This window comes from Acinetobacter sp. ANC_7553 (assembly GCF_056779895.1).
This window is the reverse complement of sequence record NZ_JBWYIV010000004.1, coordinates 126530-144133: the sequence shown is the minus strand read 5'-3', so window position 1 is coordinate 144133 and position 17604 is coordinate 126530. Positions and strand designations below refer to the sequence as shown.

General features: G+C 39.0%; 13 protein-coding genes and 1 tRNA gene. 10 read left to right on the top strand and 4 right to left on the bottom strand.

Annotation, left to right across the window (positions count from 1 at the left end; genetic code table 11):
• The first annotated feature begins 13 nt into the window (after positions 1-13).
• The 8 genes from AC1M9I_RS04865 (at position 14) to AC1M9I_RS04830 (ending at position 11016) form a co-directional block, all read left to right on the top strand.
• On the top strand, positions 14-2026 hold the full coding sequence (locus tag AC1M9I_RS04865) for a transglutaminase TgpA family protein (RefSeq protein ID WP_481610745.1): 2013 nt from the start codon (positions 14-16) through the stop codon (positions 2024-2026).
• A gap of 26 nt (positions 2027-2052) precedes the next feature.
• A tRNA-Val gene (locus tag AC1M9I_RS04860) sits at positions 2053-2129 on the top strand.
• A 566-nt stretch (positions 2130-2695) separates the two neighbouring features.
• The gene (locus AC1M9I_RS04855; protein ID WP_092766105.1) at positions 2696-4927 is read left to right on the top strand and encodes an NADP-dependent isocitrate dehydrogenase; all 2232 of its coding nucleotides are present in this window, start codon (positions 2696-2698) and stop codon (positions 4925-4927) included.
• 235 nt (positions 4928-5162) lie between these two features.
• Positions 5163-7367: an OsmC domain/YcaO domain-containing protein gene (locus AC1M9I_RS04850; protein WP_481594250.1), complete on the top strand. Its 2205-nt coding sequence runs from the start codon at positions 5163-5165 to the stop codon at positions 7365-7367.
• A 235-nt stretch (positions 7368-7602) separates the two neighbouring features.
• On the top strand, positions 7603-7719 hold the full coding sequence (locus AC1M9I_RS04845; protein ID WP_092766106.1) for a hypothetical protein: 117 nt from the start codon (positions 7603-7605) through the stop codon (positions 7717-7719).
• 451 nt (positions 7720-8170) lie between these two features.
• Positions 8171-9490 (top strand): NCS2 family permease, encoded by a 1320-nt coding sequence (locus tag AC1M9I_RS04840; RefSeq protein WP_481594251.1) that lies wholly within the window; start codon positions 8171-8173, stop codon positions 9488-9490.
• A 73-nt stretch (positions 9491-9563) separates the two neighbouring features.
• Positions 9564-10562: an adenosine deaminase gene (locus tag AC1M9I_RS04835; RefSeq protein ID WP_180027578.1), complete on the top strand. Its 999-nt coding sequence runs from the start codon at positions 9564-9566 to the stop codon at positions 10560-10562.
• Positions 10563-10692: 130 nt separating this feature from the next.
• Complete coding sequence (locus AC1M9I_RS04830) at positions 10693-11016, top strand: hypothetical protein (protein ID WP_481594252.1); 324 nt, start codon at positions 10693-10695, stop codon at positions 11014-11016.
• A 12-nt stretch (positions 11017-11028) separates the two neighbouring features.
• On the opposite strand, the gene AC1M9I_RS04825 is transcribed toward AC1M9I_RS04830, so the two are convergent.
• Positions 11029-11586: a cytochrome b gene (locus AC1M9I_RS04825; protein ID WP_481594253.1), complete on the bottom strand. Its 558-nt coding sequence runs from the start codon at positions 11584-11586 to the stop codon at positions 11029-11031.
• 203 nt (positions 11587-11789) lie between these two features.
• Here AC1M9I_RS04825 and AC1M9I_RS04820 point away from each other — a divergent pair, with 203 nt between their 5' ends.
• Positions 11790-12170: a hypothetical protein gene (locus AC1M9I_RS04820; protein WP_092766111.1), complete on the top strand. Its 381-nt coding sequence runs from the start codon at positions 11790-11792 to the stop codon at positions 12168-12170.
• 66 nt (positions 12171-12236) lie between these two features.
• Positions 12237-12803 (top strand): ribonuclease HII, encoded by a 567-nt coding sequence (gene rnhB, locus AC1M9I_RS04815; protein ID WP_180027870.1) that lies wholly within the window; start codon positions 12237-12239, stop codon positions 12801-12803.
• A gap of 66 nt (positions 12804-12869) precedes the next feature.
• Here rnhB and csrA read toward each other — a convergent pair whose 3' ends face one another.
• From csrA to alaS, 3 genes are all read right to left on the bottom strand, one after another.
• The gene (gene csrA, locus AC1M9I_RS04810; RefSeq protein ID WP_035265869.1) at positions 12870-13124 is read right to left on the bottom strand and encodes a carbon storage regulator CsrA; all 255 of its coding nucleotides are present in this window, start codon (positions 13122-13124) and stop codon (positions 12870-12872) included.
• Positions 13125-13368: 244 nt separating this feature from the next.
• Complete coding sequence (locus AC1M9I_RS04805; RefSeq protein ID WP_481592925.1) at positions 13369-14649, bottom strand: aspartate kinase; 1281 nt, start codon at positions 14647-14649, stop codon at positions 13369-13371.
• 65 nt (positions 14650-14714) lie between these two features.
• The gene (gene alaS / locus AC1M9I_RS04800; protein ID WP_481594255.1) at positions 14715-17408 is read right to left on the bottom strand and encodes an alanine--tRNA ligase; all 2694 of its coding nucleotides are present in this window, start codon (positions 17406-17408) and stop codon (positions 14715-14717) included.
• Positions 17409-17604: the final 196 nt, after the last annotated feature.

The window sequence follows — 17604 nt, the reverse complement described above, 5'->3', positions numbered from 1 at the left end:
TAGGTTTAGATATATGGTACATCCTAAAGTTTCACAATCCATGCTAGTGAGTTTGGCACTCATTTTATTTATCCAGATTATTTATCTGCCTTATGCTTTATTTTTGGTGCTCTGTATTGAGCTCATGTATTTATGGCATATTCAAAAAAGTAAAAAAAATGTCTCCAAAGCAATAAAATTTAGTTTTACAGCAATTGCACTTGGCGCGATTTATCTGCATTACCATACCTTTGTTGGTGTTGAGGCTGGGGTAGCATCGCTGACAACTTTTCTATTTGCAAAAGCATTAGAAACCCAAAAAAAACGTGATTTGATCATCGTTTTTAATTTTGCCTTATTCGTGGCGGCAAGTACGTTTTTATACAGTCAAACGTTGTATGTTGCTTTGGGAGTGGTGCTGTGCTTAGTGAGCTGTTTTGTAGGACTTTATAGAATTCAAACCGCGGAGTTTCTGTCCACTCCTGAAACTAAAAATGGCTTAAAGCACGATATCATTCATGTCGGTAAATTCATCGGATTGGCAATTCCTTTTTTTATATTGTTCTTTATTTTTTTCCCGCGATTACCTCCGCTCTGGCATATCCCCATTCAACAAAATAAGGGGATGACAGGAATCAGTGACTCTATGTCCCCAGGTGACATTGCTGAGCTGTCTCAGTCAAATGAATTGGCATTTCGTATTATTGGTGATATCACAAAATTACCGACGCGTTCAGAAATGTATTGGCGAGCTTTGGTCTTAGATCAATATGATGGTCAAAAATGGACGAGTCATGGATTTAATAGAGGGCTAAATGAGTTAAACTCTTATCAACTTTCTAATTTAAATCAAAAAGTTGAATATCAGTATTTGGCTAAAGATCCTTCTGTAGAATGGATCATGGGATTAGAGCAATCTGTACCTCAACAACGAAATTATTATCTCCGTTATGACGGTGGTATTTCAGCTCAACGACCTATTCAAACGGCTCAACCTATAAACTTAGTTTGGTTGGGGCGTGGGACGAAAATAAATCATGAACTTAGTCAGTTTCAAATTCAGTATTACACCCAGTATCTCCGTCAGCGCGATATCAAAAGTCAAAGTTTAGCATGGGACTTATTTATTAAAAGTGGAGAGCAGCCAGAGCGTTATATCCAGCAAGTTTTAGACTGGTTTAAGCAAAATAGCTTTCAGTATTCTTTATCTCCCGGTGTTTTGAGTGGTGATCGGATAGATGCATTTATGTTTAATTCACGACAAGGATTTTGTGAGCATTTTGCTTCTAGTTTTGTCATGATGATGCGTTATGTCGGTATTCCAGCCCGAGTCGTGACAGGTTATCAAGGAGGTCAATTTGCGCCAGACCAAAAAAGTTGGGAAGTGAGGCAGTTAGATGCACATGCTTGGACTGAAGTATATTTTGGAGGTCAATGGCAGAGGATTGATCCCACTGCAATGATTGCTCCTGAACGTATTGATCAGGGAATGCAAAATTTAATTCAAAATAATCAAACACTCTATTCGGAGAATACAAATTGGTCAGTTGCAAAATATCCTTTTTTGACAAAAATTCGCGTATGGAGTGATTACGCAAGTTATCAATGGCAAAGTAAAATTGTTGGGTATAACGCTGATCAACAACAGAGTTGGATGACTAAATTTGGAATTCATTCAGTTGCTTCAGTGTTTGTGATTATCCTTGTAGGCTCACTGAGCATATTAGGATGTTATGCACTATGGATGTTGAGGAAAAAAAGAAAACACTATTCACAAATCGATTGGGTACTTCATGTTTTTAATAGAAAATTAGGACTTCACAATCGCCGTTATTCTTACGAAACGGTTCGACAATGGTTAGAAAGAATTTCATCACCTTTAAGTCAAAATGATAGAGCTGTTTTCCTCGAAATTATCATTCTGTACGAGCACTTAAGTTATTCACAATCGAGTATTTCTAAACAAGAGTTCGCAAATTTTAAGTCAATGATTAAAACTTGTTCATATCTTTTGGTTAAATATGAAAAAGGCTTGTCAGCCAAGTGATTTTTGCATAAGATGCGAAGCATTCTAGGTGTATAGCTCAGTTGGTTAGAGCGCTACGTTGACATCGTAGAGGTCTCCAGTTCGAGTCTGGATATACCTACCAAGATTTAAAAAAAAGGGCTTAAGTATTTTACTTAAGCCCTTTTTTCGTAATCAAGACATTACTTCTTTTTTTAAAAGTAAAGTATTCGTTATCACTTGCTCTATCAAGAAAAATTGCGTTTAAAAAATCTCTAAATTTGATATTAAATTATATATTTTAAGTATAAATACCCAAAATGCTTTAATCTAAATATTGGGTATTTCCGTAATTTATTAATATACCCGTACATTAACACTTACAATAACGCCCGAAATGTACGCTTTTGCCATCCTGTTTAAATATGAGACACGTATAATGTTCATATTACAGGGAAGTTGAGATCAACGTTCATTACCAGTTCTTCACTTTTCATTCAGAAGTAATGAAATTCATACAGTATTATCAAACTAAAGATGGATACTATTTTGTATGTTATTTCATCAAAATAGCGTACTAAAAGCTTATTTCATTGACTGAAATGCGACGAAGAACGATACTCTCAACGTTTTAATTTAAGCAAATCGGTTCTAAGAGACTGGACCAAAAGTTCGGTGCTCTGTAACTCAATCCAAAGCAAGGGGCTATATATGGCTGGTGGAAAGTCAACTATCATCTACACACTGACCGACGAGGCGCCATTACTGGCGACTTACTCACTACTGCCGATCATTGAGACCTTTACTAAGCCTGCTGGTGTTGAGATTGTAAAAACTGACATCTCAGTTGCAGCACGCGTGCTCGCTGAATTCTCTGAATACCTTAGCGAAGAGCAGAAAGTATCAGACAATCTTGCAGAATTAGGTCGTCTTACACAAGATCCAGACACAAACATCATCAAACTTCCAAACATCAGTGCATCTGTAGCTCAGTTGACTGCATGTATCAAAGAGCTTCAATCAAAAGGCTATGCAATTCCAGATTATCCTGAGAATCCTACGACTGAAGAAGAAAAAGCACTCAAAGCACGTTTTGGTAAATGCTTAGGTTCAGCAGTAAACCCTGTATTGCGTGAAGGGAACTCTGACCGTCGTGCGCCTGCTGCTGTTAAAAACTATGCGAAAAAACACCCACATTCTATGGGTGAGTGGAAACAGTGGTCACAAACTCACGTTTCTCACATGGATGAAGGTGACTTCTATCACGGCGAAAAGTCTATGACTTTAGATCGTCCTCGCAATGTGAAAATGGAATTGATCACGAATTCTGGTGAAACTATCGTTCTTAAAGACAAAGTTGCACTGCAAGACGGCGAAATCATCGATTCAATGTTCATGAGCAAGAAAGCGCTTTGTGACTTCTATGAAAAAGAATTAGATGATTGTAAAGAAGCGGGCATCTTGTTCTCTTTACACGTTAAAGCAACCATGATGAAAGTTTCACACCCGATCGTATTTGGTCACTGTGTGAAGATTTATTACAAAGAAGCGTTCGAAAAACACGGTAAACTGTTCGACGAACTAGGTATTAACGTAAACAACGGTATGGCTGGTCTTTACGAGAAGATCGAAACTTTACCGACTTCTTTACGTGAAGAGATCATCGAAGATCTACACGCATGTCAAGAACACCGTCCTGCTTTAGCAATGGTGGATTCAGCAAAAGGTATCACTAATTTCCATTCTCCAAACGACGTGATCGTAGATGCTTCTATGCCTGCAATGATCCGTGGTGGTGGTAAAATGTGGGGTGCTGACGGTAAGCCTTACGACTGTAAAGCAGTAATGCCTGAATCTACATTTGCGCGTATTTACCAAGAAATGATCAACTTCTGTAAGTGGAATGGTAACTTCGACCCACGCACAATGGGTACTGTACCTAACGTTGGTCTAATGGCTCAAAAAGCTGAAGAATACGGTTCACACGACAAAACATTCGAAATCGCGCAAGCTGGTGTAGCTAACATCACAGATATCGAAACTGGCGAAGTTTTAATGTCTCAAAACGTGGAAGAAGGTGATATCTGGCGTATGTGTCAGGTGAAAGATGCACCGATCCGCGACTGGGTAAAACTAGCTGTAACACGTGCACGTAACTCTGGTATGCCAGCAATCTTCTGGTTAGACCCATACCGTCCACACGAAAACGAATTGATCAAGAAAGTTCAAAAATACTTAAAAGATCACGATACAGATGGTCTAGACATCCAAATCATGTCTCAAGTACGTGCAATGCGTTACACACTTGAACGTGTTGCTCGTGGTCTAGATACAATCTCTGTAACGGGTAACATTCTACGTGACTACCTCACTGACTTGTTCCCAATTATGGAGCTTGGTACTTCTGCGAAAATGCTGTCTATCGTGCCTTTAATGGCGGGTGGTGGTATGTACGAAACTGGTGCAGGTGGTTCAGCACCTAAACACGTACAACAACTTGTTGAAGAAAACCACTTACGTTGGGATTCTTTAGGTGAGTTCCTTGCACTCGCTGTTTCACTTGAAGAGCTTGGTATTAAAGAAAACAACCCTAAAGCTAAACTTCTTGCGAAAACATTGGATGCTGCAACTGGTAAATTACTTGACAACGACAAATCTCCATCACGTCGTACAGGTGAGTTAGACAACCGTGGTAGCCATTTCTATTTAGCGAAGTTCTGGGCTGAAGAATTAGCAGCTCAAGACGAAGATGCTGAATTAAAAGCGACATTCTCTACTTTAGCGAAGACTTTAGCTGAAAATGAAGAGAAGATCGTTGCCGAACTTGCAGAAGTTCAAGGTAAATCTGTTGATATCGGTGGTTACTACGCAATCGATCAAGAGAAAGTAAATGCAGTTATGCGTCCAAGTGCAACTTTAAATGCTGCTATTGCAAGCATCTAATAACACTTAAGTTGAACTGAATTTCAGTTTGGCGGATTAAAAAAGCTGGTACTTCGGTACCAGCTTTTTTTTGTTAAAATTTTTGTAAATAAAACACTGATTACGCCAAATTAGAGAGAGCTTAAGGGGAGGATTTAAAAAACTTTCATTCAATTTGCATGCATTTCTGATTACAATGCGTTTTAATTTATTTTTAACTTATCTAGCTGTTTGGATAAGTTCTGTAGGTGCCCGCATGGAAATCAAAGTCAATTATCTCGACAATCTTCGACAGGAAGCAAAGTTCGACGATTTCACGGTTATTGCCGATCAACCTATTCGTTATAAAGGTGATGGATCTGCACCAGGCCCATTTGACTATTTTCTTGCGTCTTCAGCATTATGTGCAGCTTATTTTGTAAAGGTGTATTGTGCTGCACGAGATATTCCTACAGAAAATATTCGATTATCCCAAAATAATATTGTTGATCCAGAAAACCGTTATAAACAAATTTTTAAAATTCAAGTCGAATTACCCTCAGATATCTCTGAGAAGGATCGACAAGGTATTTTACGTTCAATCGACCGTTGCACTGTAAAAAAAGTCATTCAAACAGGTCCTGAATTTGTTATTGAGGAAGTTGAAAGCATTGATGCGGATGCTCAAGCTTTACTTATGCCAAATATTGCCAAGGAAAATGTGACTGTTATTCCGGGTAAAGATTTACCGCTTGAAGAAACGATTGCCAATATGTCTGCAATTTTGGCGGGCTTAGGAATGAAGATTGAAATTGCGTCTTGGCGAAATATTGTGCCAAACGTATGGTCTTTACATATTCGCGATGCACAAGCGCCAATGTGCTTTACCAATGGTAAAGGTTCAACGAAAGAGAGTGCTTTAGCGTCTGCATTAGGCGAGTTTATTGAACGTTTGAATTGTAATTTCTTCTATAACGACCAATTTTGGGGTGAAGAAATCGCAAATGCTGAATTTGTGCATTACCCAGATGAAAAGTGGTTCCAACCAGGTCCAAATGGTGAATTGCCATCAGAAATTTTAGATGAATATACACTTGAAATTTACGATCCTGAAGATGAGTTATTAGGCACACATCTGTACGACACAAATTCTGGCAATACTGAGAGAGGTATTTGTTCGTTACCATTTGTGCGCCAGTCAGACGGTGAGATTGTATATTTCCCTTCAAATTTGATTGAAAATTTGTATCTGTCAAATGGTATGAGCGCAGGAAATACCTTGGCTGAAGCACAAGTACAATGTTTATCTGAAATATTTGAGCGTGCGGTTAAGCGCGAAATTTTAGAGGGTGAAATTACCCTGCCAGATGTACCTGAACATGTTCTAGCAAAGTACCCAAAAATAGTTGAGGGTATTAAGGGGCTTGAGGAGCAAGGTTTTCCAGTGCTGGTCAAAGATGCTTCATTAGGTGGGAAATTCCCAGTCATGTGCGTGACATTAATGAATCCAAGAACGGGTGGCGTTTTTGCATCATTCGGGGCTCATCCAAACTTTGAAGTTGCATTAGAACGCAGCCTAACAGAGCTTTTACAAGGTCGTAGTTTTGAAGGTTTAAATGACTTACCACGTCCTACTTTCAATAGCCATGCACTGACAGAACCAAATAACTTTGTGGAACACTTTATTGATTCATCGGGTGTTGTGTCTTGGAGATTCTTCAGTTCGAAATCTGATTATGATTTCGTAGAGTGGGATTTCACCAGTCAAGGTGAAAATACAAACGCTGAAGAAGCTGAAAAGATGTTCAATATCCTAAAAGAGATGGGTAAAGAAGTTTACATGGCTGTATACCAACATTTAGGTGCAACTGCATGCCGAATTCTGGTGCCAGGATATTCTGAGGTGTATTTGGTTGAAGATCTGGTTTGGGACAATACCAATAAAGCTTTAGCCTTTAGAGAAGATATTCTTAACTTACATCGTTTAGATAATGAACAGCTCGAAGCTTTGCTAGAGAAACTTGAAGAAGTTGAAGTGGATGACTATACCGATATTATTACCTTGATTGGTGTTGAATTTGACGATAATACGGTGTGGGGTCAGTTAACTATTCTTGAATTAAAACTATTAATTAACTTAGCTTTGGAAAATTTCGAAGAAGCGAAAGACCAAGTGGAACAGTTCTTACAATACAACACCAATACTGTAGAACGAGGCTTATTCTATCAATGCATGGATGTTGTATTAGAAGTGTTGTTAGATGAAGAAATGGAAATTGAAGACTATGAACCGAATTTTAGACGTATGTTCGGTGATGAGAGAGTTGATGCTGCAATAGGCTCAATCGAAGGTGATGTGCGTTTTTATGGATTGACGCCAACCAATATGCAACTTGAAGGTCTCGATCGTCATTTAAAACTTATTGAGAGCTATAAGAAGCTTCATGCTGCCAGAGCACGTTTTGTTTCTCAACAAAACTGATCGAATGAAAGGCCACTATGAATAGTGGCCTTTTTATTTTAAAGATCAGCAAATCGATGCATCTAGTTAGGGTGCTCAATTTTTTATAATAAAATGAAGTGGTTATGAAAAGTACTGATTGTATTTATTAAAAATAGTAATTTGTTGATATTTAAGGAAAATAATTCTATTTCACTGGTATTATTTGCTAAATGCATTATCATAGTGCATGACGAGTTAACTTAAGGCGAGCATTATGAATTTCTTGAAAAAAAAGAATAAAGCAAGTTTCGTTTTCTTTATTATTACTGCGTATTCCTGTTTAGGGTTTGGATTAGGTTACTTGATCTGGGAATACCTCCAAATGAAATAATGTTCATATTGATAGGTAAGATTGCAAATTTAGAAAGTATTCACTGTTAGCAAGCTTAATTTACTCTACCATTTAAAATTAAATGATCTAAAAATCATCAGTGATTTTTTAAGGGGTATATTTAAATTTATATTTTTTAACGTGATTTAAATAAAGATTAAATTTTAGTGTTTTATAACCTATGACTGTTTATTCAGCCCTTCAAATTCAGTCTATGTTATAATTAAAAATATATCCCGATAGATCGAATTGTCTAGCGACTGTTCAATTGATAGATCATCATATCAAAGCTGCTTTATTGCAGCTTTTTTAATTGTGCTTCAATTTATCGGAAATGTCATTTTGGTACGTTTATTGAATGCGTCATCTGAGCTACATTTGCCAATGAATCATTGAATAAATGATCTAAATAATTTTTACGAATCGCTCGATCTTAAGCAGGGGCTCGACAATGACAAATCCAAATTCTTCAGCGGGTTTGCTTGAACGCTTATTTAAACTAAGCGAAAACAAAACAACTTTTCGAACTGAAATTATTGCAGGTATGACGACATTCCTGACAATGTGCTACATCATCATTGTCAATCCAATGATTCTGTCTGAAACAGGAATGGATCATGGTGCGGTATTTGTTGCGACATGTTTAGCAGCAGCAATCGGTTGTTTTGTCATGGGTATTATTGCCAATTACCCAATCGCATTGGCTCCGGGTATGGGCTTAAATGCATATTTTACCTATTCGGTATGTTTAGGAATGGGTGTGCCTTGGCAAACCGCTTTAGCTGCGGTATTTGTGTCTGGTCTGGTCTTCATCGCGATCAGTATGTTTAAAATTCGTGAAGCTATCGTGAATGCCATTCCAATGTCTTTAAAATTGGCTATTGGTGGTGGTATTGGTTTATTCCTAGCATTAATCGCTTTGAAAAATGCTGGCATCATTGTGGATAATCCTGCGACTCTAGTGGGTTTAGGTGATTTAAAACAACCAACCGTTCTCTTAGCCTTATTGGGTTTCTTGATGGTTGTTGTTATGCATCACTTCAAAATACGTGGTGCGATTATCATTAGTATTTTAGTGCTGACTGCAATCTCAACATTCCTAGGATTAAGTGAATTTAAAGGCGTGGTTGGTCAAATTCCTTCAATTGCACCAACATTCATGCAAATGGATTTTGAAGGCTTATTTACCGCAAGTTTAATCGGTGTAATTTTTGTGTTCTTCTTAGTTGATCTTTTTGATTCAACAGGAACGCTGGTTGGTGTTTCACATCGTGCTGGTTTACTCAAAGATGGTAAATTGCCACGCTTGAAGAAAGCTCTGTTTGCAGACTCTTCCGCGATTGTTGCTGGTGCTGCATTAGGTACATCATCAACGACACCATATATTGAGTCTTCTGCGGGTGTAGCAGCAGGGGGGCGTACAGGTCTTACAGCGGTAATAGTTGGTTTACTTTTTATTGCTTGTTTGTTCTTAGCACCGTTGGCTCAATCTGTTCCTGGGTTTGCAACTGCACCAGCCTTACTCTTTGTAGGGGTATTGATGATTCAGGGTATTACGCATATTGATTGGGATGATATTACTGAAGCGGTTCCTGCTTTCTTAACGATCGTGTTTATGCCGTTCACTTACTCAATCGCTGATGGTATTGCCATGGGCTTTATCAGTTATGCGTTGGTGAAGTTACTTACAGGTAAAGCATCTACAGTACCATATATGGTATGGATTATCGCAGTATTATGGGCGCTAAAATTTGCAATGTTTGGCGGCTAATTTTTAACAGTTTTTAAAAGGGTGTAAACTCAGTTTGCACCCTTTTTATTTTTTGGTTTCATGAGGAGTAGCAATGAACCGTGTTGAGTTAATTAAAGCTTTACCTAAAGCTGAGCTTCATGTCCATATTGAAGGGACATTTGAACCTGAGTTGATGTTTGCCATTGCTCAGCGCAATGAAATTGCAATCCCATATCAATCAGTTGAAGAAGTCAAACAGGCTTATAATTTTCACAATCTGCAATCATTTCTAGATATTTACTATGCAGGTGCGAATGTATTGATTAATGAGCAAGATTTTTATGATCTTGCATGGGCATATTTTGAAAAATGTGCAGAAGATCGAGTGGTTCATACTGAAATGTTTTTTGATCCGCAAACGCATACGGATCGTGGTGTGTCATTTGAAACGGTAATTAAAGGCTTAAAACGAGCTTGCCACGATGCTGAGGAAAAATTAGGCATCACAACGCATTTGATTATGTGTTTCTTACGCCATTTGAGTGAAGAGGCCGCATTTGAAACACTTGAACAAGCGTTACCTTACAAAGACCAAATTATTGGGGTAGGGTTAGATTCAAGTGAAGTTGGGCATCCACCTTCTAAATTTGAAAGGGTATTTGCAAAAGCACGTGATGAAGGATTTTTGGTTGTTGCTCATGCAGGTGAAGAAGGTCCAGCAGAATATGTTTGGGAAGCTTTGGATGTACTTAAAGTGAATCGTATTGATCACGGCGTACGCTCTGAAGAAGATCCAAAGTTGTTGGAGCGTTTGATTGCTGAAAAAATGCCTTTAACGGTTTGTCCATTATCAAATTTAAAGCTTTGTGTTGTAGATGATATGGCAGATCATAATATTCGCCGTTTGTTACAGCAGGGTGTGCATGTAACCGTCAATTCAGATGATCCATCTTATTTCGGTGGTTATATGAATGATAATTTTATTGCGATTGCTGAGGCCTTAGATTTAACAAATCATGAATTAAAGCAACTCGCTATAAATTCATTTGAAGCATCGTTTATTTCCGATGTGCAAAAACAAAAGTGGAAAGATAAAATTCTCGCAATTTAAAACAGTTAAACTTATTTATGTAAAATACTGGAAGGTGGGGACAAAATCCCACCTTTGGTTTAATATGCTTTAAACAATAGAGCCGAATGTGATGTTGAAATTGAAGTCTTTGTTTTGCCTGAGTCTGCTAATGTTGCCCGTAGTTATCGCGAATGCAAATACGACATTGACACAGCGTATATTAAAGCCTGTCATCCAGTATCAATGTGAGCGTGAAGTCAATCATTCAAAAATATGGAAAATAACGACATATTTAATGAATGAAGAAAACAAAAAGAAATTAAAATTAGAAACCTGTGATTGTGTATCAAATCATGCTTTAAAAGATATTCCTGCTCGGGAACTTGCCAAAGCAACAATTAACGAAGATATGAAGCAAGAAGTCGTTCGAAAAGCCATGATGAATAGCCTAAAAGCATGTGTGATTAGCTCTAAATCTCACTCAGAAATTTAGAGCGGTACTCAATCAATCTTTAGGTTGTTTGGTCATGCTGTCTAAGACATGATCTTTATCTATAAAGTGATGCTTTAATGCCGCAGCAATATGTCCGAGTAAAAGTAAACCTGCAGCCCAAGAAATCCAAATATGTAGTGGTTTTACAATTTCAGTCACTTGAGGATTCTCACCAATTAAAGCAGGCAGATCAAATAAGAATAATACTGGTGCAGGGTAGCCTAGACTCCAGCTCCATAAGCAACCCGTAATTGGTAAGGCCAGAAGCATAAAATAAAGCCCGAGATGACCTAAATGTGCGAGTCTTTTCATGAGGGGAGACATTGTCTCTGGTAGCTCGGGAGCAGGATGGGTGTAGCGCCAAAAGATACGAACCACGACCAGAAAAATAATGGTGGTTGCAATATTTTTGTGAAGCGTGATGACGTCACCTTTGAAGCTACCATCAACCTCATAACTTAAAAAATTGCCACTATAAAAGCCGATCGTCCACGCCGTAATAAAAATAATCGCCATAACCCAATGCAAGACTTGAGCTGTGCGTGTGTAATATTGGGATTTATTATTCATGATATAAACTTATGATTGAATTTTTCACATCATAATTTAGGGATAAGTTATTTATAAGTATTGAAATGAGACACAGTGTTGAAAATATGCAACGAAATGCGACTTATAACTGAACATATAGTCGGGAAATTCAAAAAATCTATTTCTTCGTGAGGTGACATTAGGCAAAATAGCTCAATTCGTAAGATCATAAGGATAACACTGTGAAAAAATTAATTGCTTTACTCGCACCAATGACATTAGTGCTTGGGGCTTGTGCTACTGGTACAACAGGGACATCATCACCTACAGCAAATACAACTCAACAGTTAGGTTCGGCTGCGCTTAAAATTGCGATCAATGCAAAATGTACAACTGAATTAAATAATATTTCTGCGTGGAAAACTGCTACAAAATTAATGACAGCAGAGCAAAAAGAAAATATCCAAGGTGAAATCTGCGGATGTGTAAGTGAAAAAGCTCCTCAAAGCGTGACTACGGTTGATTTGGCTACAGCGGCGATTGATCCAGCTGCACGAGCAACAATCGTTAGCAATATCGTGACTAAAACCATCAATGAATGTGTAGCTGAAGCTGTACGTTAATTTCAAAGATATATGAATGGGCTGATTTTGATCGGCCTATTTTTTTAAGGATAAATTAGGAAAATGATGTTGATTGCTGGTGCTGATGAAGCAGGGCGCGGTCCACTGGTGGGATCGGTCGTTGCGGCTGCTGTAATTTTGGATCCTAACAATCCGATTCTTGGGTTAAATGATTCTAAAAAACTCAGTGAAAAGAAACGTGAAAAATTATTTATAGAGATCAAAGAAAAAGCACTAGCTTGGGCTATCGCTGAAGCGAGTCATCAAGAAATTGATGAACTCAATATATTGAATGCTTCGTTGTTGGCAATGCGTCGTGCCGTTGAACAATTGACTGTGCAACCACAACATGTATTGGTTGATGGTAATAAAATTCCCCAAGGATTGAGTATGAGTTGTGATGCTGTAGTTGGAGGAGATGCATTACATCCAGAAATTTCTGCTGCCAGTATCCTGGCTAAGGTGACACGTGATCATCAAATGTTAGAACTTGATGCTAAATATCCTCAGTTTGGTTTTGCAAAACATAAAGGCTACCCGACCAAAGCTCATTTTGAAGCTATTGCACAGTTTGGCGTGGTTGAAGAGCACAGGCGTAGTTTTGGTCCAGTACGCAAATCATTGGGACTTTAAACAGCTTAAACACCAAAAATTTAAAGCGGCTAAATTTAGCCGCTTTAGTCACAAAATCATTTCTAATCAACGATTGAAATCATTTTGAGTGTAATTCTCTTCTTCGTAAGAAGGTTGGTAATCTTGGTCAAGATGTTGCAAGTGCTCATGCATCGCACGTTCATGCTGAATTCGTTGATAGATTTCTTCACGATGTACAGATACTTCTTTAGGCGCATTCACACCAATTCGCACTTGGTTACCTTTTACACCAAGTACAGTGACACTGACTTGATCCCCAATCATTAATGTTTCACCAACACGACGGGTGAGAATCAGCATGTTTATCTCCTTGCTTAAACGCTAAACCTGCGATAGTTTTTTCAAAAAGTGAAAATAACAACCTCGGCACCACGAAATATTTTAATAGATAAATGTGACGAATTTAACCATTCGCACAGGACTATTGAAATTATCCCATAAACCTCTAGACCTAATATAACAGAGCCACTATAGGAAAAACTATAGTGGCTCTGAATATTTCTTCATCAAGTATGCATTGTTTCTGCTAACTCATGACAGAAAATTAAGCACGTGCGCTAGACTCGCCATGTCCGCGGTCAAGACCAAACGCAGTGTGAAGTGAGCGAACAGCAAGCTCTAAATAATTTTCTTCAATAATAACAGAGATTTTGATTTCAGAAGTTGAAATCATCAGGATATTGATGCCTTCATCAGCAAGTGCTGTAAACATTTTGCTTGCAACACCAGCATGAGAGCGCATACCAACACCTACGATAGATACTTTTACAATATCATCACGTGTTGCAACTTCACGGGCACCGATTGCTTGAGCAGTTTCTTCAAGAATTTTTTTTGCTTTAGCAAGTTCGCCACGATTGACTGTGAATGTGAAGTCAGTTGTACCATCTTCTTCAACGTTTTGGATGATCATATCCACTTCGATATTAGCATCACCAATCGGTTTTAAAATTTTAGATGCAATACCAGGAAGATCAGGCACACCTAAGATAGTTAATTTAGCTTCGTCACGGTTAAATGCGATACCAGAGATAATTGGCTGTTCCATGTTGTCTTCCAATTCAGTAGTGATAAGTGTTCCGACGTTGTTTTTAAATTCTTCGTCAAATGCGCCATCATTTTCATTGTCGAAGCTAGAGAGTACGCGTAAAGGGACTTGATATTTACCCGCGAACTCAACAGAACGGATCTGTAAAACTTTAGAACCAAGAGAAGCCATTTCAAGCATTTCTTCAAAAGAAATACGATCAACTTTCTTCGCTTTTGGTGCAACACGTGGATCTGTTGTATATACACCATCCACATCTGTATAAATTTGGCATTCATCCGCTTTGAGTGCAGCTGCTAATGCAACGCCAGAGGTATCAGAACCACCACGACCCAAAGTTGTTGTGTTGCCGTTAGCATCAAAACCTTGGAAACCTGCAACAACGATGACACGACCAGCATCTAATTGTTCAGTCATGACATCTGTATCAATTGATTCAATACGTGCTTTTGTGAATGAGCTGTCAGTTTTAATACCAACTTGGCGTCCAGTCAAAGATTTAGCTTCCACACCGATAGAATTCAGTGCCATTGCTAACATTGAAATCGTTACCTGTTCACCCGTAGAAACCATTTGGTCTAATTCTCGTGGGTCAGGGGTGTCGGTAATGGCTTTCGCTAAAGCGAGTAGGCGATTGGTTTCACCACTCATTGCTGATACAACAACCACAACCTTGTGGCCGTGATCATGCCAACGCTTTACACGACGAGCAACATTTAAAATGCGCTCAGGAGTACCCATTGAAGTACCGCCATATTTTTGAACGATTAATGCCATAGTTGTTCCATATAAACCATGACCTTGAAGAGTTGTTCAAGGTCAGTTACACAAAAGGTGAAGTTTTATTTTGCAGCTAGCCAAGCAGTTAATTCTGCCATGACGGAAGCAAACTTCTCGTTAAGTGGCGCGCCACCTTGTGCCAAATCAGGCTTACCACCACCTTTACCACCAAGCTCAGTTGCTAAGTGTTTGATGATGTCACCTGCTTTTATAGAAGCTGTGAAGTCTTTAGCTACAGATGCGATCAAGCTCACTTTGTCACCCTCTACACCTGCAAGGACAATCACAGCATTTTCTAATTTTGATTTCACGCCGTCGTGTAGATTGCGAAGTGATTTCGCATCCATACCTTGAACAGTCGTGATTAACGTTTTGCGACCTGCAATTTCCTCAACTTGGCTAAGTAGCTCACCCGCCTGTAAATGTGCAAGTTTTTGATTCAATTGATCGATTTGCTTTTGTAAGCTTGATGCTGTGTCCGCTAAGGCTTCAACTTTCTCAATCGTTTGATCTTTTTGTGCTTTCAATAAGCCATTAATCGTGTTGATGTCACGATCAGCTTTCTGAGCCACTTCAATTGCTTTCGTACCTGTAACTGCTTCAATACGACGTACACCTGCAGCAACACCACCTTCAGAAGTGATTTTGAACAGACCAATGTCACCTGTACGTTTAACGTGAATACCACCACAAAGTTCGATCGAGAAGTTTTTCTCTTCAATGATTGAACCCATAGAAAGTACGCGAACTTCTTCGCCATATTTCTCACCAAACAACATCATCGCGCCTTTAGCTTTTGCAGATTCGATGTCAAGGAGTTCGGTTGTTACAGGCGTATTGGCAATCACTTCAGCATTTACCAGACGTTCAATTTCTTGAATCTGTTCAAATGTCACGGGTTGATCATTGGCAAAGTCGAAACGTAACACGTCAGAAGCAACCAATGAACCTTTTTGTTGAACATGTGAACCCAAGATTTGACGAAGTGCAGCATGTAGAAGGTGAGTCGCAGAGTGGTTACGTGCTGTTGCTGCACGGATGTCTGCTTTAACTGTTGCTTCTACATTTTGAGTAACTTTAAAGTTACCCATGGTCACGATACCTTGGTGAACGAACGCACCACCAGATTTTTTCGTGTCTTGAACTTCGAAAATACCTGTATCGTTTTTAAAGATACCTGTATCACCGATTTGACCACCGCTTTCTGCATAGAAAGGTGTTTGGTTTAGAACGATTAAAGCTTCATCACCTTCAACGACTTCATCAACTTGTTCGCCATCTTTATAGATTGCGATGATTTGACCCTCACCAGCAGTTGCATCGTAGCCGTCAAACTGAGTTTCGCCTTCAACTTTTACAACGCTGTTGTAGTCGATTGCGAATTTACCCGCATCACGTGCACGTTGACGTTGAGCAGCCATTTCTTTTTCAAAACCAGCTTCGTCAATCGTTAAATCACGTTCACGTGCGATGTCAGCCGTTAAGTCAGTTGGGAAGCCGTACGTGTCGTAAAGTTTGAATACCACTTCGCCTGGAATTACAGAACCTTTTAAGTTAGCAAGTTCGCCTTCAAGCAATTTCAAACCTTGTTCTAAGGTTTTAGCAAATTGCTCTTCTTCTTTTAAAAGTTGAGCTTCAATACGCGCTTGTTGTGCTTCAAGTTCAGGATAGGCAGCGCCCATCACCTCAATTAAAGGCTTCAACATTTTGTGGAAGAATGAACCTGTCGCACCCAATTTGTTACCGTGACGTACTGCACGACGGATGATACGACGTAGTACATAACCACGGCCTTCGTTTGAAGGGTTTACACCATCAGCAATCAAGAATGAACATGAACGTGCATGATCTGCAACTACTTTTAAAGACGCAGGGTATTCAACTGGTTTGCCTTCAGCTTGTGCTTTCGCTTCAAGTTCAGCAGTATCTAAACCAATAATTTCAGCTGCAGCTTTAAGCAAATGTTGGAATAGGTCGATTTCGTAGTTTGAGTTTACGTGTTGTAAAACAGCAGAAATACGCTCTAAGCCCATACCTGTATCAACGGAAGGTGCTGGAAGAGGGTGAAGTACGCCATCAGCAGTACGGTTAAACTGCATGAATACGTTGTTCCAAATTTCGATGAAACGGTCGCCATCTTCTTCTGGTGTACCTGGTAAACCACCCCAAATGTGATCGCCATGGTCAAAGAAGATTTCAGAGCATGGACCACAAGGACCTGTGTCACCCATTGCCCAGAAGTTATCAGAAGCGTATTGACCGCCTTTGTTGTCGCCGATACGAATAATGCGAGACTCATCTAGACCGATTTCTTTGTTCCAGATGTCGAATGCTTCATCATCAGTGTGATAAACCGTTGCATATAATTTGTCTTTAGGTAGGCCTAACCATTTTTCATTGGTTAAGAAATCCCAGGCGAATTTAATCGCGTCACGTTTAAAGTAATCTCCGAAAGAGAAGTTACCTAACATTTCAAAAAACGTATGGTGACGAGCTGTGTAGCCCACGTTATCTAAGTCGTTATGTTTACCGCCAGCACGAACACATTTTTGTGATGACACTGCACGTACATAATCTCGTTTTTCTAGGCCTAAGAAGCAATCTTTGAACTGGTTCATACCAGCATTTGTAAAGAGCAAAGTTGGGTCGTTGGCAGGAACTAGAGAACTCGACGCGACACGTGTGTGGCCTTGCGATTCAAAGTAACGCAAAAATGCTTCACGAATTTCAGCTGATGTCATAAAACGAGTACTCACAACCAAGTCACTCCATTAATTCTGTATTGGCAAATAATATGTCTGGGAAATAAAGTGCGAATTCACAATAAAATTCACCCCAGCATACCGGGCTAAAAGTTTAAAAACGCCAAATTATAACGGAATTTGCCACCTGTACCAATGATTTTAAAGTGTTTTAATGACAATTCTCTTTAATTCTGGTTTTAGGTGGAAT

What these genes read in the sequence shown, in the direction of transcription:
- AC1M9I_RS04865 (WP_481610745.1), top strand. Translation starts at nt 14, where the DNA reads ATGGTACATCCTAAAGTTTCACAATCCATGCTAGTGAGTTTGGCACTC.
- AC1M9I_RS04855 (WP_092766105.1), top strand. Translation starts at nt 2,696, where the DNA reads ATGGCTGGTGGAAAGTCAACTATCATCTACACACTGACCGACGAGGCG.
- AC1M9I_RS04850 (WP_481594250.1), top strand. Translation starts at nt 5,163, where the DNA reads ATGGAAATCAAAGTCAATTATCTCGACAATCTTCGACAGGAAGCAAAG.
- AC1M9I_RS04845 (WP_092766106.1), top strand. Translation starts at nt 7,603, where the DNA reads ATGAATTTCTTGAAAAAAAAGAATAAAGCAAGTTTCGTTTTCTTTATT.
- AC1M9I_RS04840 (WP_481594251.1), top strand. Translation starts at nt 8,171, where the DNA reads ATGACAAATCCAAATTCTTCAGCGGGTTTGCTTGAACGCTTATTTAAA.
- AC1M9I_RS04835 (WP_180027578.1), top strand. Translation starts at nt 9,564, where the DNA reads ATGAACCGTGTTGAGTTAATTAAAGCTTTACCTAAAGCTGAGCTTCAT.
- AC1M9I_RS04830 (WP_481594252.1), top strand. Translation starts at nt 10,693, where the DNA reads ATGTTGCCCGTAGTTATCGCGAATGCAAATACGACATTGACACAGCGT.
- AC1M9I_RS04825 (WP_481594253.1), bottom strand. Translation starts at nt 11,586, where the DNA reads ATGAATAATAAATCCCAATATTACACACGCACAGCTCAAGTCTTGCAT.
- rnhB (WP_180027870.1), top strand. Translation starts at nt 12,237, where the DNA reads ATGTTGATTGCTGGTGCTGATGAAGCAGGGCGCGGTCCACTGGTGGGA.
- csrA (WP_035265869.1), bottom strand. Translation starts at nt 13,124, where the DNA reads ATGCTGATTCTCACCCGTCGTGTTGGTGAAACATTAATGATTGGGGAT.
- AC1M9I_RS04805 (WP_481592925.1), bottom strand. Translation starts at nt 14,649, where the DNA reads ATGGCATTAATCGTTCAAAAATATGGCGGTACTTCAATGGGTACTCCT.